27 protein-coding genes are annotated in these 21433 nt (G+C 32.0%); 7 read left to right on the top strand and 20 right to left on the bottom strand.

The window, feature by feature from the left end:
• Positions 1-53 precede the first annotated feature (53 nt).
• The 4 genes from ACVC43_RS01515 to ACVC43_RS01500 form a co-directional block, all read right to left on the bottom strand.
• On the bottom strand, positions 54-851 hold the full coding sequence (locus tag ACVC43_RS01515; protein WP_452222812.1) for a hypothetical protein: 798 nt from the start codon (positions 849-851) through the stop codon (positions 54-56).
• A gap of 226 nt (positions 852-1077) precedes the next feature.
• Entirely contained in the window at positions 1078-1635 is a 558-nt protein-coding gene (rsmD, locus tag ACVC43_RS01510; RefSeq protein ID WP_452222811.1) for a 16S rRNA (guanine(966)-N(2))-methyltransferase RsmD, read from the bottom strand.
• Entirely contained in the window at positions 1626-2453 is an 828-nt protein-coding gene (locus tag ACVC43_RS01505) for a DUF3822 family protein (protein WP_452222810.1), read from the bottom strand. The genes rsmD and ACVC43_RS01505 overlap by 10 nt, the downstream gene beginning before the upstream one ends.
• Positions 2440-3174: a hypothetical protein gene (locus tag ACVC43_RS01500; RefSeq protein ID WP_452222809.1), complete on the bottom strand. Its 735-nt coding sequence runs from the start codon at positions 3172-3174 to the stop codon at positions 2440-2442. The genes ACVC43_RS01505 and ACVC43_RS01500 overlap by 14 nt, the downstream gene beginning before the upstream one ends.
• 120 nt (positions 3175-3294) lie before the next feature.
• Here ACVC43_RS01500 and ACVC43_RS01495 point away from each other — a divergent pair, with 120 nt between their 5' ends.
• The 7 genes from ACVC43_RS01495 (at position 3295) to ACVC43_RS01465 (ending at position 10033) form a co-directional block, all read left to right on the top strand.
• Entirely contained in the window at positions 3295-4722 is a 1428-nt protein-coding gene (locus ACVC43_RS01495) for an ATP-dependent DNA helicase (RefSeq protein ID WP_452222808.1), read from the top strand.
• 63 nt (positions 4723-4785) lie between these two features.
• Positions 4786-5352, top strand: coding sequence for a DUF4126 domain-containing protein (locus ACVC43_RS01490; RefSeq protein WP_452222807.1), 567 nt, complete (start codon positions 4786-4788; stop codon positions 5350-5352).
• A gap of 62 nt (positions 5353-5414) precedes the next feature.
• A complete protein-coding gene (kdsB, locus tag ACVC43_RS01485) occupies positions 5415-6143 on the top strand; it encodes a 3-deoxy-manno-octulosonate cytidylyltransferase (RefSeq protein WP_452222806.1) in 729 nt (242 codons plus the stop codon).
• 66 nt (positions 6144-6209) lie between these two features.
• Positions 6210-6914 (top strand): HAD family hydrolase, encoded by a 705-nt coding sequence (locus tag ACVC43_RS01480; protein ID WP_452222805.1) that lies wholly within the window; start codon positions 6210-6212, stop codon positions 6912-6914.
• Positions 6915-6946: 32 nt separating this feature from the next.
• A complete protein-coding gene (locus tag ACVC43_RS01475) occupies positions 6947-8029 on the top strand; it encodes an iron-containing alcohol dehydrogenase family protein (protein ID WP_452222804.1) in 1083 nt (360 codons plus the stop codon).
• Between the two features lies 1 nt (position 8030).
• A complete protein-coding gene (locus tag ACVC43_RS01470) occupies positions 8031-8579 on the top strand; it encodes a 1-acyl-sn-glycerol-3-phosphate acyltransferase (RefSeq protein WP_452222803.1) in 549 nt (182 codons plus the stop codon).
• A 413-nt stretch (positions 8580-8992) separates the two neighbouring features.
• Positions 8993-10033 carry a hypothetical protein gene (locus ACVC43_RS01465; RefSeq protein WP_452222802.1) on the top strand — a complete coding sequence of 347 codons (1041 nt, stop codon included), beginning with the start codon at positions 8993-8995 and terminating at the stop codon, positions 10031-10033.
• 86 nt (positions 10034-10119) lie between these two features.
• Here ACVC43_RS01465 and arsB read toward each other — a convergent pair whose 3' ends face one another.
• From arsB to ACVC43_RS01385, 16 genes are all read right to left on the bottom strand, one after another.
• On the bottom strand, positions 10120-11166 hold the full coding sequence (gene arsB / locus ACVC43_RS01460; protein WP_452222801.1) for an ACR3 family arsenite efflux transporter: 1047 nt from the start codon (positions 11164-11166) through the stop codon (positions 10120-10122).
• 3 nt (positions 11167-11169) lie between these two features.
• Positions 11170-11802 carry a protein-tyrosine-phosphatase gene (locus ACVC43_RS01455; protein WP_452222800.1) on the bottom strand — a complete coding sequence of 211 codons (633 nt, stop codon included), beginning with the start codon at positions 11800-11802 and terminating at the stop codon, positions 11170-11172.
• A 25-nt stretch (positions 11803-11827) separates the two neighbouring features.
• Complete coding sequence (locus ACVC43_RS01450) at positions 11828-12295, bottom strand: DUF6428 family protein (protein WP_452222799.1); 468 nt, start codon at positions 12293-12295, stop codon at positions 11828-11830.
• Between the two features lie 48 nt (positions 12296-12343).
• Positions 12344-12676: an ArsR/SmtB family transcription factor gene (locus ACVC43_RS01445; RefSeq protein ID WP_452222798.1), complete on the bottom strand. Its 333-nt coding sequence runs from the start codon at positions 12674-12676 to the stop codon at positions 12344-12346.
• Positions 12677-12748: 72 nt separating this feature from the next.
• Entirely contained in the window at positions 12749-13132 is a 384-nt protein-coding gene (locus tag ACVC43_RS01440) for a VOC family protein (RefSeq protein ID WP_452222797.1), read from the bottom strand.
• Between the two features lie 20 nt (positions 13133-13152).
• The gene (locus ACVC43_RS01435) at positions 13153-13797 is read right to left on the bottom strand and encodes a hypothetical protein (protein WP_452222796.1); all 645 of its coding nucleotides are present in this window, start codon (positions 13795-13797) and stop codon (positions 13153-13155) included.
• A 141-nt stretch (positions 13798-13938) separates the two neighbouring features.
• Positions 13939-14304, bottom strand: coding sequence for a YciI family protein (locus ACVC43_RS01430; RefSeq protein ID WP_452222795.1), 366 nt, complete (start codon positions 14302-14304; stop codon positions 13939-13941).
• A gap of 56 nt (positions 14305-14360) precedes the next feature.
• Positions 14361-14810, bottom strand: a complete 450-nt coding sequence (locus ACVC43_RS01425) for a nuclear transport factor 2 family protein (RefSeq protein ID WP_452222794.1) — start codon at positions 14808-14810, stop codon at positions 14361-14363.
• 387 nt (positions 14811-15197) lie between these two features.
• Entirely contained in the window at positions 15198-15746 is a 549-nt protein-coding gene (locus ACVC43_RS01420; RefSeq protein WP_452222793.1) for a VOC family protein, read from the bottom strand.
• Between the two features lie 94 nt (positions 15747-15840).
• Positions 15841-16008 carry a hypothetical protein gene (locus ACVC43_RS01415; RefSeq protein ID WP_452222792.1) on the bottom strand — a complete coding sequence of 56 codons (168 nt, stop codon included), beginning with the start codon at positions 16006-16008 and terminating at the stop codon, positions 15841-15843.
• Positions 16005-16628, bottom strand: a complete 624-nt coding sequence (locus ACVC43_RS01410) for a class I SAM-dependent methyltransferase (RefSeq protein WP_452222791.1) — start codon at positions 16626-16628, stop codon at positions 16005-16007. The genes ACVC43_RS01415 and ACVC43_RS01410 overlap by 4 nt, the downstream gene beginning before the upstream one ends.
• Positions 16629-16797: 169 nt before the next feature.
• A complete protein-coding gene (locus ACVC43_RS01405; protein ID WP_452222823.1) occupies positions 16798-17178 on the bottom strand; it encodes a VOC family protein in 381 nt (126 codons plus the stop codon).
• Between the two features lie 137 nt (positions 17179-17315).
• Positions 17316-18128, bottom strand: a complete 813-nt coding sequence (locus ACVC43_RS01400) for an AraC family transcriptional regulator (protein WP_452222790.1) — start codon at positions 18126-18128, stop codon at positions 17316-17318.
• 125 nt (positions 18129-18253) lie between these two features.
• Positions 18254-18826 (bottom strand): hypothetical protein, encoded by a 573-nt coding sequence (locus ACVC43_RS01395; RefSeq protein WP_452222789.1) that lies wholly within the window; start codon positions 18824-18826, stop codon positions 18254-18256.
• A gap of 215 nt (positions 18827-19041) precedes the next feature.
• Positions 19042-20223 carry a serine hydrolase domain-containing protein gene (locus ACVC43_RS01390; RefSeq protein WP_452222788.1) on the bottom strand — a complete coding sequence of 394 codons (1182 nt, stop codon included), beginning with the start codon at positions 20221-20223 and terminating at the stop codon, positions 19042-19044.
• Positions 20224-20394: 171 nt separating this feature from the next.
• Positions 20395-21171, bottom strand: coding sequence for a hypothetical protein (locus tag ACVC43_RS01385; protein ID WP_452222787.1), 777 nt, complete (start codon positions 21169-21171; stop codon positions 20395-20397).
• Between the last annotated feature and the right edge of the window lie 262 nt (positions 21172-21433).

Below are 21433 nucleotides of genomic sequence, written 5' to 3'. Positions count from 1 at the left end.
TGAAACCCTTCACAGATTGGTAAAGGGTTTTTGTAATATATTTTTTTGTTTTATTAATCTTGTGTTGGTGTGTAACTAAGGTCTGGTCTCATTCTCGCTTCAACCTTTTCATACTTTGTACTTAAAGCAATAACATTAAACATTGCAGGTTGTATTTCTGCGCCTAACTGCTCTTCTTCGACTTTATCAATTTGAGCCAGATCTAACTTGTCTTTACCAGCAATAGCTACCATATAGTAGTTTTCATCACTTCCAAAGCCGCTATGAAAAATACTATAGCCCGTTTTTATTCCTTTTTTGGTATATATACCTTTAACATTAGCTATCGCTTCCTTTAATTTTTTAGCATTTTTTGGTGCGTAATAGATAAAATGATATTCGCGGTAATTCTTACCTGCTGTAGTGTAACCTTCCGGCTGGTAGGATAGCTCTTTTTTATAAGAAATAACTTCATCGCCATGCGAATCGTAACAGGCATCCATAGTACTGAACAACTTACCAACTGCAGCTTCTCCCATTTTTTCAGACAAGCCTTTCATTATATCTTTATCTAATTCTGCCATGTTTTTAATTGGTGAAACATACACATAGCGACCATCTGTAGTGCTTATTGTTGTCCAATAGGTATCGTTAAGATTGTATTTTGTAAAGTTGTCTTTTAATTCTTTGGCGACTATTTCGTAGTCTGGTATTTTTTCGAATTTAACATGGTCTGTATGTACTACAAACATGTCGCCTTCTTCCTGGGAAAAGGACAGATTAACAGCAAATAGCATGGTAATTAATACCGCTAAACTTGATTTAAAAAAAGTGCTGATTTTAAAGTTTTTTTGATTGTTTAAAGTTTTCATAATGTGAATGGTTTTGGTTAATAGACTTTTTAACCATTACAAAGCAATGACAACCAAATACGCTATCAGTTATTTAACTGACCAAATTAAGGTGTAGAATGAGGTGTGTAAAAAATTACAAGTTTAAGTTGTTAATAGCGAGTACAATGTAATAAAAAAAAGCATGTAAAAAACATAACTTATTGATTATCAGTATTTTCACGTAGGAAAAGAAATACAAAATAATTTATTCTTCCTCATCACTATTTAAGTGCTTAAAGAAGCTAAATCTGTTTCCACCATAGCTTTTAGAGTGACTATAGTTTACCAAATGCGAAATATCTGTATGTTTAGAGTGTTCTACTATTAGTAAACCATCGGTTTCTAATAAGTTGTTTTTAAAAACCAATTCAGGAATTTTAGAAAATTCTTCTACGGGAAAGTCGTAAGGAGGATCGGCAAAAATAATTGTATGTTTTGTATTACTATTTTCTAAAAACTTAAACACATCGCTTTTTATAGTTTGTAGTGGCATGTTGAAACTTTCGGCCGTTTCGTTAATAAATTTAATGCATCCAAAATTAGCATCTACACAAGTAATTTTTTCTGTACCGCGCGACGCAAACTCGTAGCTTATATTACCAGTGCCTGCAAATAAATCTAACACTGAGATGTCGTTAAAGTAATACTGATTATTTAAAATATTAAATAGTGCCTCTTTCGCCATATCTGTTGTAGGCCGAACAGGTAGCTTTTTTGGTGCTGTAATTCTTCTGCCTTTAAATTCTCCTGAGACTATTCGCATTTTAAGCTATGTATTAAAGTAAAATTAGATTGATTGTTTGTAATAGTATCAGCATAGTTAAACGCATCATTTTGTTGAATAAAACTCACGTGTCTAACATATTTGTAAAGGATATTATATAAGGCATCATTTTTAGTAATAGCGCCTAATAATACGGTTTCAATACTTTCTGGGTTTAATGATAATTGCTCTGCTGTAAACAGGACGTAGTATATAAAATCTTCGGCTGTTTGGTATTCAAAAGTATTATAAAGCGTTAAAGCACCAGCTTTAGTGGCTATAATTTCAAAATGTGTTGGGTTAACGTGAATATATAATTTACTACTATCTGCATTTTTTTCCTGCTTCAGTATTTCTTCGATTAAAACAGTAGAGTAGTGCCTATAGGTAAAGTCTCCATAGTGATCGAAAATAAAGTTATTGACATTTACATAAGGCACATAAACGTTTACCGTTTCGTTAATTTTTATGTCGTCGAAAGTAACAAAATCTGATTTAAGTATTTTAGAATTAAGCTTAAGGTAATCGGCCACCACATCTTCATTAAAGAGCGCTGCAGGTACTAAAGTAGATAGTTCGTTAACATGTATAAGTTGTACGTTATTAAAAGTATCGTGAAGAGCTTCCTGCGTATTGAATAAATGCTTGATCGCATCAAGTAACCCAAAAGGTGTTAGCTTTTTTTCGAAAGCTGATTGCTTAATAACTTCAATGGTGTTACTGGCAGTATTTAAAATACAAAAAGAAAGTCCATTCAAACTAACTTGAATGGACAATGCTTTATGTGATATTTCTTGACTGTTTTTAGTTTGGGTCATAAACTTTTGGCCAGTTACCATTTACTTTAACTTCTTCCATAGATCCAATTTTTATGGCATCACCATTAATTTCTTCTACAGAGAATACATTTTCTTCTTTCTTAACTAAATCTTTTGGCTGATCGTGTAAAATATCCTTTTTCATTGCTACAGCTTCAAAAACAGGTAGCTTTTTATCGTCTTCACCAACTTCTCCAGCTTTTAATGTAAAGGTGGTTCCTTCTTTAGCAAAAGGTATTTTCATCATTGTTTTGTAACGATCAGATTGTTTAAATAATGAATCTCTAACAGATTCAAAACTTAAGGTATCGACAATAGTTATTTCTTTGGTGTATTTAATACCACCATAAGCTTTTGTTTTTTCTTCATCTATAACAGTAGAATCTCTACGTTCTATAATGGCAAATTTTCCGTTTTCAATAAACTTAATTAAACTGTCGTAGTTATTAGTAAACTTACCGTTAACTTCTTTATAAGCCAACTCAGAGTCTCTAATATCAACAAGTTTTTCAATTACTGCCGCATAGCGATCTTGCTTAATGTTATGAAATTTAATTTCATTATAAACAGACATGAAGGTAAAATAACCTAAAACAAATATGGCAACCCAAAGTAATATTGTAATTACAGGCTTAAATTTTGTAGGAATAAATTTATCTATCGCATAAACAATTCCAATTGTTAGTAATATTGCAGCTATTACACCTAAAACTATCATCATAATTTTATTAATTTAATTAATGGTCTATCGCAAATCTACAATTTTTTTTTGTTCGTAAAAACCAATAAGAGTAAAAATCATTTATATCTTTGAATTATTCTTAACTTTTTAAACGATTAAATGACAGCCTCACAATTTTATTCCCTTATAAAACAGCATTTTCCGTTTAATCCCACTGCAAAACAAGATATTTTATTATTACAGCTTTCAGAATTTATTTTTAAAGATCAGGCCAACGGTATTTTTTTACTAAAAGGTTACGCTGGAACAGGAAAAACCACGATAATAGGGACTTTAGTGAATAATTTATGGAAAGCAAAAATGAGTGCTGTACTTATGGCTCCAACGGGTCGTGCGGCAAAAGTAATTTCAAATTATTCTAAAAAGGAAGCATTTACCATCCATAAAAAAATATATTTTCCAAAAAAAGAAAAAGGAGGTGGTGTAAAATTTGTCTTACAACCAAATAAGTATAAAAATACCATTTTTATTGTTGATGAGGCTTCTATGATTCCAGACGCACCTTCAGATTCTAAGTTGCATGCCAATGGCTCACTGTTAGACGATTTAATGCAATACGTCTATCAAGGACATAAATGTAAATTGTTGTTAATAGGAGATACGGCGCAATTACCTCCTGTAAAATTGGATATCAGTCCAGCTTTAGACGAAAATAATTTAAGTTTAACCTACAATAAAGAAGTTACTAAAATAGAGCTTGATGAAGTGATGCGGCAGGAACAGGATTCTGGTATTTTAGAAAATGCTACTCTATTACGAGAAACCATAGCCAGTTCGTTTTTCGAAAGTTTTAAATTTAATCTTAAAGGCTTTAAAGATATTGTGCGTCTGGTGGATGGTTACGATATAATGGATGCTATTAACGATGCATACAGTACCTTGGGAAATGAAGAAATGGCTATTATAGTGCGCAGTAATAAGCGGGCTAACTTATATAATCAGCAAATAAGAAGTCGAATTCTATTTAATGAAAACGAATTATCCTCTGGTGACTATTTAATGGTAGTTAAAAACAATTATTTTTGGTTAAAACCAACAACTGAGGCTGGTTTTATTGCCAATGGAGATATTATTGAAGTATTAGAAATATTTAGCATAAAAGAATTATATGGTTTTCGTTTTGCTGAAGTTAAAGTGCGCATGGTCGATTACCCAAAAATGAGACCCTTTGAAACCGTATTACTGTTAGATACTATTGATGCCGAAACACCTTCTTTACCTTACGAGGAGTCTAATAAACTATATCAAGAGGTACAAAAAGATTATGAAGATGAAACCAGCAACTACAAGAAGTTTTTAAAAATTAAAAATAACAAGCATTTTAATGCATTGCAAGTTAAATTCTCTTATGCCATTACTTGCCATAAATCTCAGGGAGGGCAGTGGCATACTGTTTTTGTAGAGCAGCCTTATTTACCAGAAGGCATTAATCGCGATTATTTACGTTGGCTTTATACAGCAGTAACAAGAGCGAAAGAAAAGTTATATTTAATAGGTTTTAAAGACGATTTTTTTGAAACAGAATAGAATACCTTACATTTATAATTAATCAAACCTGCGTGTTTTAAGAAATCTATTAAAATTTAATTTATGACGAGTGAAACCATAATTAGTATTTGCCTTGGTATAGGATTAGCAGCTTCTGTTGGCTTTCGGGTATTTGTTCCCTTATTTGCATTGAGTTTAACCGCTTATTTAGGCGGTTGGGAGCTTAACGACTCGTGGCAATGGATTGGTAGCTTGTCTGCATTAATTGTATTGGGTGTTGCTACTGTGGTAGAGATTTTTGCCTATTACATACCATATGTTGACAATGCATTAGACTCTATTGCCATACCATTGGCTGCAATTGCAGGTACAGCAGTTATGGTATCTACGGTTGCAGATTTAAGCCCAGTAATTACCTGGGCTTTAGCCATTATTGCAGGCGGAGGAACAGCTGCAGCAGTGGCTGGTAGTGCAGGAGCTACCAGGTTGGCTTCAACCACCACCACAGGAGGTTTGGCAAACCCAGTAGTTTCTACCGTAGAAACAGGAACAGCAGTGGTTATGTCTGCCGTTTCTATAATTTTTCCGGTTATTGCTATATTTCTTGTAATATTCATCTTATTTATCATTTTCAGACTTTATAAAAAGTTTAAATCCTCTAAGGCTTAATTTTATTTTAAAAATTCTATTTTTGAAGTATTAATTATTCCGCAAAAATTTCAGTTTTATAAATGAAAATAATCGCAATGATTCCTGCACGTTACAGTGCTTCTCGTTTTCCGGGCAAACTTATGCAAGATTTAGAAGGAAAGCCTGTTATAACACGTACTTACGAGGCCACACTTGCTACTCAATTGTTTGATGATGTGATTGTAGTAACAGATAGCGACATTATTTATAACGAAATTAATGCTATTGGTGGTAAAGCGATGATGAGCAAAAAAGAGCACGAATGTGGTAGTGATCGCATCGCCGAAGCTGTGGAATTTATGGATGTGGACATAGTTGTAAATGTGCAGGGAGACGAGCCTTTTACAGAAGTGGCTTCGCTTAAAAAACTTATTAAAGTATTTAAAGCGGATGATAAAAAGGAGGTGGATTTAGCTTCGTTAATGGTGCATATAACAGACCTTGATGAAATAAATAATCCTAATACGGTGAAGGTTATTGTTGACCAGAAAAATTTTGCACTTTATTTTTCAAGAAGCCCAATTCCATTTCCAAGAGATAAAGCAGTAGAAGCAAAATATTATAAGCACAAAGGTGTTTATGCGTTTAGAAAGCAAGCATTGCTGGATTTTTACCGTTTACCAATGCTTATGCTCGAAGCCTCAGAAAAAATAGAATGCATTCGCTACTTAGAATATGGAAAGCGTATAAAAATGGTGGAAACGAATGTGCAGGGTGTAGAAATTGATACACCTGAGGATTTGGAACGTGCAAAAAAAATGTGGAAATGACAATGCTATTTTATATTGAAAAGAAGAAACTTTTGGATAAGAGCTTCGATTAAATTGAATTAAATTTTGAACAAAGAATACCAAAATATAAAAGTAATTGGCTTTGATGCAGATGACACCCTTTGGGTAAACGAAACCTATTTTCGTGAGGCAGAAAGTAAGTTTGCCAAACTATTAAGCCGGTTTGAAACCGAAAATAAAATAGATCAGGAGCTTTTTAAAATGGAAATAAAAAATCTTCCAGTTTATGGTTATGGTGTTAAAGGTTTTGTGTTATCTATGGTAGAAATGGCATTAGAATTATCTAATAATACCGTTTCAAACAAAACAATAGAACACATTTTAGCCATTGGAAAGGAGATGATTAACAAACCCGTAGAATTGTTAGATGGTGTGGAAGAAGTACTTGAGGCTTTATCCAAAAATTACAGATTAATAGTGGCTACCAAAGGCGACTTATTAGATCAAGAGCGCAAACTCGAAAAATCTGGATTGTTAGGTTATTTTCATCATGTAGAAGTTTTAAGTGACAAAAAAGAAGATAATTACAATAGATTGCTAAAACATTTGGAAATAAAACCAGAAGAGTTTTTAATGATTGGAAACTCCTTGAAATCGGATGTTTTACCGCTAATAGCAATAGGAGCAAATGCAATTCATATTCCTTTTCATACTACTTGGGCGCACGAACAAGTAGATATTAATGAAAACGAGTCTAAAAGTTATAAAACGCTACTAAGTTTAAGCGAAGTAACTACAATATTAAATTAGAAAAGAATATTTTTACAATTAGAATTAGTTAAATGATTTATAAGAATTTTCCAATGGTGTCCAGAGTAATTTTTGGACGAGGTAGTTTTAATCAGTTAGAAGAGATTCTCTCTCCAAAACGATTAAACACCAAAGCACCATTTATATTTTTTGTAGACGATGTATTTAAAGGAAATGCATGGTTAACGTCAAGAATACCTTTGTCTTACGACGATAAATTAATTTATGTCTCTGCTGACGAAGAACCTAAAACCTCTCAAATTGATGATCTTGTAGAGGAAATAATTCTTAACTATAAAGAACAACCGTCAGGAATTATTGGCATTGGAGGAGGCAGTATTCTCGATATTGCCAAGGCTGTAGCCATTATGTTAACCAATAATGGGGAATCAAAAGACTATCAAGGTTGGGATTTAGTAAAAAACCCAGCTATTTATCACGTTGGTATTCCTACTATTTCTGGCACAGGTGCAGAAGTGTCCCGAACAACTATTTTAACAGGACCAGAACGAAAGTTAGGAATTAACAGCGACTATACGCCTTTCGATCAGGTTTTACTTGATCCGGAGCTTACTAAAGATGTTCCCAGAGACCAATGGTTTTACACAGGGATGGATTGTTTTGTTCACTGTATAGAATCACTTAATGGAACCTATTTAAATGCTTTTAGTAAAAGTTACGGAGAAAAAGCCTACTCGCTATGTAAAGAAATTTTTCTGGAAGGCGATATTGAAGAAAAAGAAGCCCAAGACAAACTTATGATGGCAAGCTGGCATGGAGGTATGAGTATTGCCTATTCTCAGGTAGGAGTGGCTCATGCATTAAGTTATGGTTTAGGCTATTTGCTTGGTGTTAAACATGGTATTGGTAATTGCATTGTATTCGATCATTTAGAAGAGTATTATCCAGATGGTGTTGCCATGTTTAAAAAGATGAAAGCAAAGCATAATATTAATTTACCACAAGATATATGTAAAGATTTATCAGACAATGAGTTCGATATTATGATTGATGTTGCCTTGAGTTTAGAACCACTTTGGGAAAATGCCATAGGCAAGCAATGGAAGAAAACAATCACTCGAGAAAAGCTTAAGGCGCTCTACCAAAAAATGTAGTATGCGCAGCATTTATAAATTTATCTATTTTAAACTTTTAGGTTGGAGGGTCTTGGGCAATACAACTATGTCCAAAGAGACTATTAAAAAAGCGGTTATAATAGCAGCGCCTCACACGAGCTGGCACGATTTTTACATTGGAGTGCTGTTACGAAGAGTTATTAATATTAAAACAAATTTTGTAGGTAAAAAAGAATTATTTACCTGGCCATTTGGATACTATTTTAGAGCCATAGGAGGTGTGCCTTTAAACCGAAGTAATAATGAAAATAAAGTAGAAGCTATTGCTAAAGAATTTAATAAACACGAAGAGTTTAGAATTACATTCGCACCGGAAGGAACACGGAAAAAAGTAGAGCAGTGGAGGACAGGATTTTACTATATTGCAAAAGCGGCAAACGTACCTATAATCATGTTTACATTAGATTTTAAAAATAAACAGAACACGGTGTCTGAACCTTTTTATCCCACAGAAAATATTGAAGAAGATTTTCAATATATGTATTCATTTTATAATGGAGTAATTGGTAAAAAACCTGAATACTCATAGCTAAATAAACTTCTTTCAATGCTTTAAAGCTGAGTTTTTTACAAAAAAATAGCATTATTTAAAATAAATTATTATTTTGGTATAATAATTGGAATATCTTCCGTGTAGTATGCGGATGAAACATAAAGTAAACTTTTACTCAAGTCCCTAAAAAGAAACATTTACCTACTACAACTTAAAAAAGCTACTTCAGCCTACTCGAAGTAGCTTTTTTCTTTAAAGCCTTCATTCTTCATCATTTAAAATAATCGCTTTTGCATATAATAAATGTGTTATGTTTTTTTTAAGAAAAAAAGGGTTTGGCTGTTAATTTTTGGTTAAAGGCGTGTTTTAAAAAGACTATTTTAAAGTTCTTGCCGTAAGTTTAGTATTACAACAATTTATCAAAAATTTAAACTAAACAAATAAACAAAATGAGAACATTGAAACATTCAATTAAATTATTTAGCATTTTAGCATTATCGTCAATAACATTTACGTCTTGTAGTAGCGACGATGACAATGGCGGTAATAACGACACGCCACAAACAGCATCAACGCGTTTGTACACTTCTAACAATGCAAATGGTAACATTACTATTTATGATGTAACAGATTTATCTAACGTTACTGGTACAACATTAATTACAACAAGCACGATGGCAGACGGTATTCATTATGATGCTACTGCAGATGTTGTTTCTCAAGCATCAAGATCAGGATTATCTATCGAAGGTTTTTCTAACGTCTCGAATTTAGTTTCTGGAACAACTGTTACAGTTGATATTTCTGGAACTGCAGATATGGATAACCCAAGAGAAATGGCTGTAAAAGACAATGCATTATATGTTGTAGCAGATAACAACGATGTCGATGGACAGGTAGCTACACCAGATGGACGTTTTTTTATATATAAAAAAACAGCCAATGGTTTTGAGTTAAAAAACACTATTACTACAAACATTAAGGTTTGGGGTATTACATTTATAGGTGATGACCTTTACGCTATTGTAGATACAACAAATGAACTTGCTGTTTTTACAGATTTCTTAAGTAACGAAACAGATGTTACTTTAGCAGCTTCTAAAACTATTGCAATAGATGGTTTAACAAGAACACATGGTATAACTTACGATGCTCAATCTAATACAGCTGTTTTAACAGATATTGGTGATGCAGCCAGCAGTACAGATGGAGGGTTTCATGTTATTTCTGACTTTACTACTAAGTTTAATGCCACTGGCGATGGAGGTACATTAGCTGTATCTGATCAAGTTATAGTTTCTGGTGCAAGTACAGAATTAGGTAACCCTGTAGATGTTGCGTTCGATGGCACTACACAAACAGTATTTATAGCCGAAGCAGAAAATGGTAAAATATTAGCCTTTAATAATATAGGTGCTGGAGGTGATATAGCTCCTGTACTTTCTAACAGCTTAATGTCTGCATCTGCAGTATATTTATATAAGGAGTAAGGTATAGCATAAATTTAAAAAAAGCCATCTTTAAAGATGGCTTTTTTTTGTCGCTATTATTAGCTTTTTAATAAAATACCAAAGTGTTAAGCAACAACTTTTTTAAAGTACTTTTTTCTAAGCCAAAAGGATACACGAACTAATAAAATTAGAGCAGGTACTTCTACTAATGGCCCAATAACTCCTGCAAATGCTTGCCCAGAATTTAATCCGAAAACGGCTATAGCAACTGCAATAGCCAATTCGAAGTTGTTTCCCGCAGCTGTAAAAGCAACAGCTGTTGTTTTGTCGTAAGATGCACCTGTAGCTTTGGTAAAGAAAAATCCAATAATGAACATTAAGGTAAAATAGATAAGCAAAGGAATTGCTATTATTATCACATCCATTGGGATTTCAACAATCAATTCACCTTTTAGCGAAAACATAATAACAATAGTAAATAATAAAGCAATTAAGGTAATTGGTGAAATGGCAGGAATAAATGTATTGGTATACCATGCTTCGCCTTTTAGCTTTACTAAAACGAGTCTGCTTAAAATTCCCATTATAAATGGTATACCTAAATAAATAGCGACACTTTCTGCAATTGTTGCTATAGAAATATCTACAATGGCACTTTCAAACCCAAAATAGGGTGGAAGCACGGTTATAAAAATCCAAGCATAAAAGCTGTAGGCAAACACTTGAAAAATACTGTTTAAAGCCACTAAACCTGCGCCATATTCGCTACTGCCATCTGCGAGATCGTTCCATACTAAAACCATGGCTATACAACGTGCCAGCCCTATTAAAATAAGACCGACCATATATTCCGGGTAATCCCTTAAAAAGGTAATAGCCAATATAAACATTAATACAGGACCAATAATCCAATTTAATATTAGAGAAATAGAGAGGATTTTTGTGTTTTTAAAAACCTTTGGTAGTAATGCATAATTAACCTTTGCCAAAGGTGGATACATCATTAAAATTAAACCAATAGCTATAGGAATATTTGTGGTTCCACTATTAAATGCGTTTATAATGTCTGGAAACGTTGGAAAAAAATAACCAAGACCAACTCCAAAAGCCATGGCAACAAATATCCAAAGTGTTAGATTTCTATCGAGGAAACTTAATTTTTTTAATGCCATGTTTTAAGAACTAATTTGAGAGAATACGTAAAACAATTCAGTAGCGATTTGCAGACTACGCTCTTTGTATTTTTCTTCCTGTTGCGGTGTGTTGTCAAAAACTTTTGGGTCTTCAAAAGTTATAGGAATACGTTTTTCTGCTCCAGGAACAAAGGGACATGCTTCGTTTGCCGAATCACAAGTCATGATTGCTGTAAATTCAGATTTAGGATTAAAATCGTCATCTAACTTTTTCGAAAATCCAATAATGGGATGCTCGTTGTTGGCATATTTTATACTGTAAATAGGGTTACTACCTTCTGAAATTACTTTGATTTTAAAACCAGAATTTTGTAATGTATCTACAACCATTGGAAAGAGTGCTGTAGTTTCTGTTCCTCCTGAATAGCAAAATACTTTTTTAATATTAAAATAGTTTGCCATTGTTTGTGTCCAAACTTGTGATAAATGACTTCTTCGTGAATTGTGAGTACAGATAAAATTAATTCTAATCTCTTGATTATTTGTAACCTTAGATTGAATTATATCTATCAGTGGTTTTAAAACTGCTTTACGTTTGTTTGAAACCTTATTAGTATCTAATTGTTTAATAACTTTTTCTATTGCTGGGAATAGGGTTGGTTTTGTTGTTATCATTTTTTATAAAATTTGTATGGTTTTTTTAGCAACAGTTTCCATCTGGAGCACAACAAGGTTCATCATTTAAACTGGACAATTTTATTTTTGGCTTTTTTAATGGGATGCCACAGTTGTCTTTAGCCAAACAATCGGTTTGTTTTGAGGTTAATAAAAAATTATCTCCATTAAAATCTAATCCAAATTTTTCAATGGTTTCGCCTTGATATTCTACCTCAATTTCTAAATCACCTATGTTTAAAACTTTTTGCGAAAGCTCAATAATTTTCAATAACTTTTCTGGGTGTAGTCTATGGTTGTAGTCGTTGGCATTCCACAGTTGAAAATTTACAACTTCTTCTTTTCTTTCTGTGCCACCACAATCTATAAAATGTTTTGTGATTTTTCCAACCTCTGTTACATGAAAGTGTTTTGGTACTAATTCTCCGTTTGGCAATTGAAAACCTATGGTTTCTAATGTGTTTAATGTAGATTTAACGTGTTCTAATTTCATAATTATATTTATTTATTGCGATTATACGATTAATAGATTTAAATTTTTTTAACAGCAATCTCCTTTTTCTATTAAGTCTTGATTAAGAAATTGAGACATTATTTTTTTCATAGCTGTCCAGTTTTTTTTATCAATACAATAGCAAACACTTGTTCCTTCCACGTTGCCTTTAATTAAACCTAAATGTTTTAGTTCTTTTAAATGTTGAGAAATGGTAGGCTGTGCTAAACCAATTTCGTTAACTAAATCACCACAAACACAAGAGTTAATTTTAAATAAATGTTGTAAAATAGCAACTCTAGCAGGATGGCCAAATGCTTTAGCAAACAATGAAATTTCATTTTGCTGGTCTGTAAACATTTCGGTTTTTGCTAATCCCATAGGTTCTTTTATTTATCTATTGCAATATTACGATTAATTAATTTATTATTAAAGTAAATTTATTATAATTTTTTAGGCATCATTATTTATTTCAATCCAATAACCATCTAAATCTTGAAAATATATCTGTTTAACACCATCTTTTCGTATGTAATCTTTGTTAGGCCTATTGAGCCAATCGGTATAATTAACAGGTATTGCTTCGAGATGTTTTACAAATGCATTAAAATGAGGCGTTGCTAAAGCAAAATGAACGGCCTTATTGGTCTTTATTATAGAATTTGGTCGCGGAATAAGGTGAAGTTGTTTCCCTTGGTTAAGCGATAGCCATCTTGTTTTAGAGTTTGAAGCCGTATTTTTAATTTCTTTAAGCTGAAAGACTTTCTGGTAAAAAGCCAGAGATTTGTTAACATCTTTTACCGAAAGGGCTAAATGATTTAATGAAAATGAAAACATATGTTTAATATAGTAATTTTTTAATTTTTTTCTCCTAAATATTTGTCTATTACCACAAGACAATCTTTATATTTTTGTAGTCTATTTCTGCTGGTTTTATAATAAGCTCCAAGAATATTTTTAAATTCTTTGGATGTGTACACTTCGTCTTTTTGAACAGATCCTTTCACCAAGTCCAAATTCTTCTTTAAATAAGGATAATAGTCACTAGTATATAAATTAGCTGAAATTTCGTTAAAACCTTCTACCCATTTATAATATTCATACAGGTTGATGATTTTTTGCTTCTCTTCAAAGTTTTTCATAAACCTAATATCTCCTGTCTCAACCAAATTTTGGTAAGCATTTTTTCTTATATACACACCTCCTAAATTCAATAATTCTATCGAAAGATTATTCACCTTTTCAAAATCGTTTTTTTTATCAATTAGCCCTAATAGTGTATCCATTTTCATTAAATGCAATTCATCATATTTGATGGCATTTTCAAACGATTTTTTGTTTGAATAAGTTTCTTTGTTAATTTCTATAGAATGAGTTTCAATTGTTTTACGTTGTTCTTTTTCAGATGAGCACTTATTCAATTGAAAAGCAATGAGTATTCCAACTATTACTACAATAAATTCTAATGAATGATTTAGCCAATCAATTTTTTGTTTTTTCATTTTTAAGATAATTTTTTAAATTACTTATAAATTATTAGTGTAGAGTAAGTTAAGCTGTGTAAATTATAAACAGTATTACAAGCCATTATAAATTTTCAATTTCTTCAATGTCCATAGTCATTTAAAAAAACATATCAATTTTTAATGCTCCTCTCCAATACATCCATTATAGAACGGCTTAAATTCAAATAATTCTACTTTAAAGATACCATTTACAACAGACGAATCTTTTTTAGTTATTAATTGCGCTTCAGGCATATTCTTTGCCTTTAAAATCATAAAACCTAAATCTGAATACCTGCCACCCATTAAGATTTTTTCAAGTTTTCTTAAATTTTGAAGATGAAGTGAATGTGCCTTAAAATAATCTTGCTTCGAAGCTGATACTTTTTCGTTCCACTCTGGTCCTTTAGAATAAATCATAGCAAAAAGCTTATCGTTGTCTTGGGCGTATGCTATACTTGAAAAGGCTATAGCTATAATAAAGATGTAAATGGTTTTTTTCATATTTAATATTTGTTTTTTTGTTATGTCCATACGCTACTTAAAGGCAAAGTAATCCATCACTCTTTTTCTGGTATTGCCATAGTTTGGTTAGCTATTAAATAGCATTTTCCTTTGTTTTCGGCATAAGTTCTCATAAAATGATAGGTAGTTGGTCTTGGACCTCTATCAACTATTGTAAAACCGCTAACAATTGCTGTTGTGCCAAAGATAATTACGTTTACATCTTTAGAAATTCGTGATTTTGTATCTTTATTATTACTACTTAAATGGCGAGTAACTCTTTCTAACACTGCGGGCTTATCATCAATCGTATTGGCATGATTATGAACCCAAATAAAATCATCAGATAATAGTAAGTTTATAGCCTCGAAGTCTAAATCTAACTGTGCTTTTTCCCAGGAAGCATCCAGTTTTTTAAGATTTTCCTGAGTTAAGCAATTGTCTTGGGCAGATGCTGAGAAGATTAATGATATAACCATTATTATTGCAATACTAAAAGGTTTCATTTTTTATAGTTTTTATAGTTTTAATAGTTTGTACTAATAAAGGTTTATCAAATTGCGGCTGCCAATTGGGAGACAGGTGATTAAGTAACTAATATAATAAACTAAAAACGAATAAAAAATTTAGAAGGCTATGGGAGTAAAGTAAAAATATTGTAATTCTATTGGTGTGTTATTTGGCTGGACACTTAAGTTTGATTTTAGAACCATACTTTAAAACAAGTTCAATAGAAACAATCCATATATTTAAAAGATCACTTTATTTATTGTTTGTTATAATTAAGGATTTCAATTCTTTATGGTAGGCCTCCATTCTTGCCTGTGCAGTTCCGTCTACTAATAAGATAACTGTAAGCATTTGCTTATGCCATTATTGGCAATAGTTTTTCTCTAATTCAGGTTTAATTGCCAAGAAACTCCAAATTGATCTTCAACAAATCCAAATTTCTTACTGAAACCATAATTGTTTAATGGCATCATAATCTTTCCGTTTTCGGATAGTTTTGTAAATAACCTTTCAAGTTCATTTTCGTCTTCGCATTCAACATAATTTGAAACTGCTGGTGTAAAATCCCAGTCATGAATTGGTGGGCTATCGCTACACATAAACGCTTTTCCATTTAAAGAAAATGTGGCATGCATAATTTTACCTTCTTTTCCTGGTCCTTCTTTGCCCCAACGATTTATGTTAATAATTTTGGAATTGGCAAACAGCCCTACATAAAAGTTCATGGCCTGTTCTGCATCCTCTTTTTGAAATGTTAAAAATGTTGCAATTTGTCCGTTCATATCGTCTGGATTTTCCGTTTTTAATTTTTTTAAACTGTCAAGTTCGGCACGTAAATGGTTTATTTCCTCGTTCTGTTCATTTTTTTTATTAAAGTGAGAGCAACTTAAAGTTAAAAAGGTTAGCAGGAGTATAGGTACAATTCTTATCATCTTTTATGTTTTTATATTCAATTTTCTAGTAACGTCATTTGTCAAGAATAGTTTCTGTGGTTAGCACTTAATCTTGCAAGCACGCACCAAACTATTACTTATAGCCATTGTTAGCACTATTTTTTTTATTTGTTTTTATAGCTCTTGTATCTATAAAGGTAGGAAAAAAGTCGTCCATTTTACTTTCTCCACCCCAATTGTCTTCATACATATTTGTCAGGCTAAAACCAGCTTCTAATTGTCCGCTAATTTGGTCTGTCAAGCTATGTCCAAATACCAATGCTTCATATTCTCTTTTAGTTCATTTAATTTTTCTGTTGGTAGTGAGTGTAAGTCTGAAAAAGGCTGTTTGTAAATTAGTTTCAAACTTTGTTCTTCAATTTGAAATGAAATTGGATTGATTAACCCTGTCATTAAAATTCCGTTTGGTTTTAAGATTCGGAAACATTCTTTCCAAACTGGAAAAACATTGTCAACAAATAGTATTGAACAAGGATTGAAAACCAGGTCAAATGAGTTGTCGGCAAACACAGAAAGGTTTCTCATATCACCTTGAACAGTTTTAATGTCAAGATTAAATTTCTCGCTTGTTGTTTTGTCTTGTTGTAACTGTTTATCAGAGTTGTCAAAAATTGTTACGTCTGCTCCCAAAGTTGCAAGTATAGGTCCTTGTTGTCCACCGCCAGATACAAGTCCTAAAATCTTTAAACCTTTTAAGTCATGAAACCAATTGTGAGGAACAGGTCTATTGGGTGTCAAAAAAATATTCCAGTTTCCATTATTTGCGTTTTCCAATTCTTGTTGAGAAACAGGAATTGTCCAACGATCTTTTTTATCAACGTAACCGTCCCAAGCTGATTTATTATAGTTTACAATATCCATATTATTGTCGTGTTGCGTAGTCCTACAATTGGTGCTAATAGTCTTATAAACGTAGTAGAGAATTTAAGACACATTGTTTTCGGATAGAAAGATACTTAATTAAACACAAAAACGGTTCGAGAGCGCACTCAAACCGCTATTGCGTTTATATTATGTTGTATATATTACTTTATTCTTCGGGCTTGGTATAAGTTACAATATCAATTCCAATTCCGTTCGGGTCCTTAATTGCAAAATGTCTATCTCCCCAAGGTTCATCTTTGATTTCGATTTCCAGCTGAACTCCTTTGTCTTTTAGTTTTTTGTAAACTTTATCTACGTTTTCAACCTCAATTGTTAAGTAAACACCTTTTCCATTAAATGCTGATTGAAATATAGGATTTTGACTTGGGTGGTTTGGCTGCAAAAAACTGAATTCTGCCGATTGGTTAGGTGTGTGAAGTAATAGATAAAATTCGTTTTCAAAACTCACACCAAAGTCTAAAACTTCTGTGTAAAACTTCTTGGTTTCTCGTAATTTTTCGGTAATTATCCCTGCGTTTAGTTTCATCTTTTTTGCTGTTTGTGCATTTGTCAAACTTATTGTAAGAACAAACACGGTTAATAATAATGTTCTCATTGTTAATGATTTTATTACAACAAATTTAGATCGACAAGAATGATAAGAATTGTAAAAATCGGACAAACTTAACGGAAGGCTTCTGAAGGTGTTACTCCGTAAAAAGTTTTGAAGTTTTTAATAAAATGAGCTTGGTCAAAAAAACCAACATCAAAGTACAGTTTGTTTTCTTTTAGACTTTGTTTTGAAGGCTTTGCATTCAAAATGTGCTGAAAACGTACAATATTGCTGAACGATTTTGGTGTCGTGCCTATATAAAAATTGAAAATCCTACGTAATTGTCTTGGACTTAAGCCTGTATTAAGTTCTTTTTCTGTGTCCAAAAATCCATTCTTTCGGAAAATCAGGTTTAGAGCATCTAAAAAACGATGGTCGTAATGGACGACTTGATTTTTTGTATAACCTATTAATTTTATGTTTAGGCTTTTTATAATGTTTTCTATTGAATCTGTAGGTTTTATGGTGGAGTTAATCCACTCGGAAAAATTGGGCAAAATTTTGTTCAGTTTTTGTGATTGATTGCTTAAAGTTTTAGCGTTAATTCCGAACAAGTGTGAAAATGCAGAAGGCAAAAAACGAACGCCAATATAATCAAATTCATTTCCTAAGGGGAATTGAACGAACTTGCGGCAAAATCCCATTACAAAGTTTTTAATCGGTTTTTGGTGTTCAAAAAAAATATCGATGCAACCGTCTGAAACCACTCGGTAATTATAATCGCTTTTTAAAGCTTTTTGTGTTTTAAGTTGCCAAAAGCAGTAAACAAAGCTCTCGATTTCCTTATCTGGCTGGATTTCTTGATAACTTATTTCTATATCGCCAGCCGAAACGGTTGGTTGAATGGGCTTATAGTATTCTCTTATGGTTTTTAGTTCAATCACTACATTTTTTCGGGATTACCCACAACATGTTTGTGTATGGTTTTTTACATGTTTAAGCAACTAATTTAGTAAACAAAAGTAAACGCGCGAAAATTATTAAAGAATTTTCCAAATAAGCAATGACATTAGTTGTTTTTTCTTTTTAAGGTTTCTATATATCCTTTCGTTCGTAATTTTCTCCTCAAAGAGTATATCGTCAATCCAAAAATAATTAAGTACATAGATACAAACTTTATAATTCCAGATTCAGCCAGATATAAGCAAAAATGTAAAATTCCTACTTTTATATTTGTTAGCGGAAATTTTTCTCCGTTTGAGATTCCGATATAGAAATAAATAGAGCAAGAGAAGCAAAATAAAATAAACGCCATAAAGAAATAATATTCTTTGGCATATTCAATATTACTTGGTGAGTCTTTCCAATATTTGAATTCAGATAGATTTTCTTTTATGAATTCAATAATTTCTGTTTTAATCTTTTCACTTTCTATAGATATATTTTTTACAGAACTTCTATCATAGAATTTTAGAAATTTCGATTTTTCACTATTCTTAATTTTTTTAATTTTATTTAGTGATATTCTGTCAAAATATTCAGGTATTTCTGTTATTTCTGTTTCGCTTTGTCCGTAATAAACATAATTGTCTCTAATTAAAACAATATCTTTTGTGTTTGGTAATTGCCAATATTTATTCATCAGATAGTTTTGAGTCAATTAATGCCAACCGTCTTGTATATGGCTCGTATCGTGCAAATTAGCGATTGCTTTTTGGTTAAGCACGAGCCGAATTTTTTAAATTATCTTATTACCTTTTTTTTAATAAGCCAAATTAAAAAATTTGGCGGACTTGCAAATGTGCCTTAACTTCGATTAGCAACTCATTCGCTATGAGTTATATACGTTGTACCCAGTTATTTTTTCTTAAGTGTCGGGATTATTCTGTCTCGCAAAACCCTATAAGTTGACTTTTCTGGCTCACTATTAATATTCCAACCATTAAAGACTATTATTAAATTGTATTCTGGTGCTACCATTAAATATTGTCCTCCATATCCGTTGGCTGCGTAAATACCCACTCTGCCATCATCTGTATATTCTGGAATCCACCATTGATAACCATATCCCGTTACATCTCGCCATTGCGGTTTTACGTTTTTAAGTAAAGGGCTTGTGGATGTTGTAACCCAACTTTTAGATACAATTTGCTTGCCATTCCATTTTCCATTATTAAGATATAGTGCACCAATTTTAGCCAAGTCTTCTGTCTTAAGATACAAACCTCCTTCCGTATCAATTTCTCCATCGGGTGTTTCTTTCCAGTAGTAATCTGTAATGCCAAGTGGCTCAAAAAGTTTTTCTTCTGCCCATTTATCGATTCGTTTTCCAGTTATGGTTCTAACGATTTTACCTAAAAGCACAGTTCCACCACCATTATACACGAATTTTGTTCCTGGTATGGTATCCATAGGTTTGCTCAGTACATATTCAATCCAGTTGTCACTTGCTTCCAGTAAAAAACAGTCATTTGTATGGTCATTATGATCGGTCTCTTCATTCCATTGTATTCCACTTCTCATAGTCAATAAATCTTCAATGGTTATATTTTGCTTTCGTTTATCTTGAAAGTCAGAGTCATTATAACCAGTCAATAAAGGCATTGCTTTGTTGCTAACATTATATTCATCGTCCAAATCCAAGGCAATACCTAAAAGGATTGAGGTAATACTTTTGGTGACAGATTGAAGGGTGTGCAATTCACTTTTCTTGTAATACGGATGCCAATCCGTATTATTGAAATTGTATTGATGATTGGTGGTGTCATATTGTTGAACAATGGTTTCGTAGTCTTGATCATATTTATAATCTGCCAATTGCTCGTCATTTTGTATGACCATAAAACGGTCAATTAATCCATAATCTCCGTTATTTATTTCTGAGTTAATAGAATCTATCACAGCTAAAAGAGCCTTTTTGGACGTTATCTTTTGTGTGTCTTTAATAGACTCTTTATTTTTTGAGTTACAACCCATAAACATAGCTATAAGCAAAATTAAAAATGATAGCTTTTGAATAATATTTATTATAGTTTTCATAGTTTTTTCAATTGAGTATAAATGTTTGTATATGATTAGTGGCGTGTTTAAGCACCTAATTTAGCAAATAAAAACCGAACCTGCCTGCCGGTAGGCAGGTAGAAAATCCGCGAGAATTTTCAGAAGTAGGCGAGAACTTTCAATGGATTATACACGGGTTAGGCACAATAATTATATTCCACTAACTAACATTCTATTAACAATAATTGTTAAAATAAGTAGAAATAATATAGGAATAGAAATGTTCTTGTTTAAAGAATTTCCTTGCAAGTCTGCTTTTATTTCATTTTTACCTCCAATAAAAGTCCCAAATATTGCCATAATTGAAAAAGGGGCACAGACCGTTGCCAAAATACTTGCTATATGCGGAATCGGGAATTGAAAAATTGTGATTAAAATGATACTAATTAATAAAGGAATTAGTATTAAAGAAATAGACCATTTTTTTCTATTGGTTTTAATATCTCCAAAATCTTTAATAGCATATTTTTCAAATTGCTTTGTAGATTTCATCAATAGTATCGTAATTACTAAAAGTGCTAAAATTGAAATTATTACTTGTATTATCATTGGAATATTTAGCATTGAAAATACTTTTCCAGTATCTCCAATTGGAATTATAGGTGCTATCATTAAATATCCAAAAAAAGTGATTATTCCAGCTATACCTAACCATAAAATTAATAAGGAAATTGGGTTTGGTTTCATTGCTTTGGAAATTGTGTACGCAATTATTCCTTGAGCTAAAGAAAAAAGAGGAGCAATTCCAGCAATCATTATTTCGTGGGTTTTTATTCCACTTGTTTTTGTAACAACTTTGTTATGAAATAAAGTTGTATCGTAATCTAAACTAATAGACATCACATAATGAGCTAATTCATGAAGAATTATTGTAAGCAAAAATGCAGTAGTTAATGCAATTGTGGAATTTATTATTGTTCTTGTCATTTAGCTTTTTATTGTGCTTAAAGGTTTTGTATATGACTCGTTGTGTGGTTTAAGCATTAAAGTTAGCAAAAAAATCACAGATGGAAAATCCGCAGGACTTTTTCGTGAGTAGGTAAGAAGCAGCAATAAATTATATACGACTTAAGTTTGATTCTCAGTAAATTGTTGCTATAAATAGAAAGAACAAAAGAGAGAATTAAGGTTACTATATACGGTGAAGCTTTAGACTTCGACAACATTGATAATCCTCTCTCTTTTACTA

Source organism: Lacinutrix chionoecetis, from assembly GCF_053604665.1.
The sequence above is the reverse complement of the archived record's forward strand: the minus strand, read 5'-3'. Positions and strand labels throughout refer to the sequence as shown.

Excerpts from the sequence above, each read along its gene's own strand:
- ACVC43_RS01390 (WP_452222788.1), bottom strand. The coding sequence starts at position 20,223 with ATGAAAACTATAATAAATATTATTCAAAAGCTATCATTTTTAATTTTG.
- arsB (WP_452222801.1), bottom strand. The coding sequence starts at position 11,166 with ATGGCATTAAAAAAATTAAGTTTCCTCGATAGAAATCTAACACTTTGG.
- ACVC43_RS01425 (WP_452222794.1), bottom strand. The coding sequence starts at position 14,810 with ATGAAACCTTTTAGTATTGCAATAATAATGGTTATATCATTAATCTTC.
- ACVC43_RS01440 (WP_452222797.1), bottom strand. The coding sequence starts at position 13,132 with ATGTTTTCATTTTCATTAAATCATTTAGCCCTTTCGGTAAAAGATGTT.
- ACVC43_RS01395 (WP_452222789.1), bottom strand. The coding sequence starts at position 18,826 with ATGAATAAATATTGGCAATTACCAAACACAAAAGATATTGTTTTAATT.
- ACVC43_RS01490 (WP_452222807.1), top strand. The coding sequence starts at position 4,786 with ATGACGAGTGAAACCATAATTAGTATTTGCCTTGGTATAGGATTAGCA.
- ACVC43_RS01430 (WP_452222795.1), bottom strand. The coding sequence starts at position 14,304 with ATGAAAAAAACCATTTACATCTTTATTATAGCTATAGCCTTTTCAAGT.
- ACVC43_RS01455 (WP_452222800.1), bottom strand. The coding sequence starts at position 11,802 with ATGATAACAACAAAACCAACCCTATTCCCAGCAATAGAAAAAGTTATT.
- ACVC43_RS01505 (WP_452222810.1), bottom strand. The coding sequence starts at position 2,453 with ATGACCCAAACTAAAAACAGTCAAGAAATATCACATAAAGCATTGTCC.
- ACVC43_RS01495 (WP_452222808.1), top strand. The coding sequence starts at position 3,295 with ATGACAGCCTCACAATTTTATTCCCTTATAAAACAGCATTTTCCGTTT.
- ACVC43_RS01420 (WP_452222793.1), bottom strand. The coding sequence starts at position 15,746 with ATGATAAGAATTGTACCTATACTCCTGCTAACCTTTTTAACTTTAAGT.
- ACVC43_RS01445 (WP_452222798.1), bottom strand. The coding sequence starts at position 12,676 with ATGGGATTAGCAAAAACCGAAATGTTTACAGACCAGCAAAATGAAATT.
- ACVC43_RS01500 (WP_452222809.1), bottom strand. The coding sequence starts at position 3,174 with ATGATGATAGTTTTAGGTGTAATAGCTGCAATATTACTAACAATTGGA.
- ACVC43_RS01450 (WP_452222799.1), bottom strand. The coding sequence starts at position 12,295 with ATGAAATTAGAACACGTTAAATCTACATTAAACACATTAGAAACCATA.
- ACVC43_RS01435 (WP_452222796.1), bottom strand. The coding sequence starts at position 13,797 with ATGAAAAAACAAAAAATTGATTGGCTAAATCATTCATTAGAATTTATT.
- rsmD (WP_452222811.1), bottom strand. The coding sequence starts at position 1,635 with ATGCGAATAGTCTCAGGAGAATTTAAAGGCAGAAGAATTACAGCACCA.
- ACVC43_RS01405 (WP_452222823.1), bottom strand. The coding sequence starts at position 17,178 with ATGAAACTAAACGCAGGGATAATTACCGAAAAATTACGAGAAACCAAG.
- ACVC43_RS01385 (WP_452222787.1), bottom strand. The coding sequence starts at position 21,171 with ATGACAAGAACAATAATAAATTCCACAATTGCATTAACTACTGCATTT.
- ACVC43_RS01470 (WP_452222803.1), top strand. The coding sequence starts at position 8,031 with ATGCGCAGCATTTATAAATTTATCTATTTTAAACTTTTAGGTTGGAGG.
- ACVC43_RS01515 (WP_452222812.1), bottom strand. The coding sequence starts at position 851 with ATGAAAACTTTAAACAATCAAAAAAACTTTAAAATCAGCACTTTTTTT.
- ACVC43_RS01410 (WP_452222791.1), bottom strand. The coding sequence starts at position 16,628 with ATGGATATTGTAAACTATAATAAATCAGCTTGGGACGGTTACGTTGAT.
- kdsB (WP_452222806.1), top strand. The coding sequence starts at position 5,415 with ATGAAAATAATCGCAATGATTCCTGCACGTTACAGTGCTTCTCGTTTT.
- ACVC43_RS01475 (WP_452222804.1), top strand. The coding sequence starts at position 6,947 with ATGATTTATAAGAATTTTCCAATGGTGTCCAGAGTAATTTTTGGACGA.
- ACVC43_RS01465 (WP_452222802.1), top strand. The coding sequence starts at position 8,993 with ATGAGAACATTGAAACATTCAATTAAATTATTTAGCATTTTAGCATTA.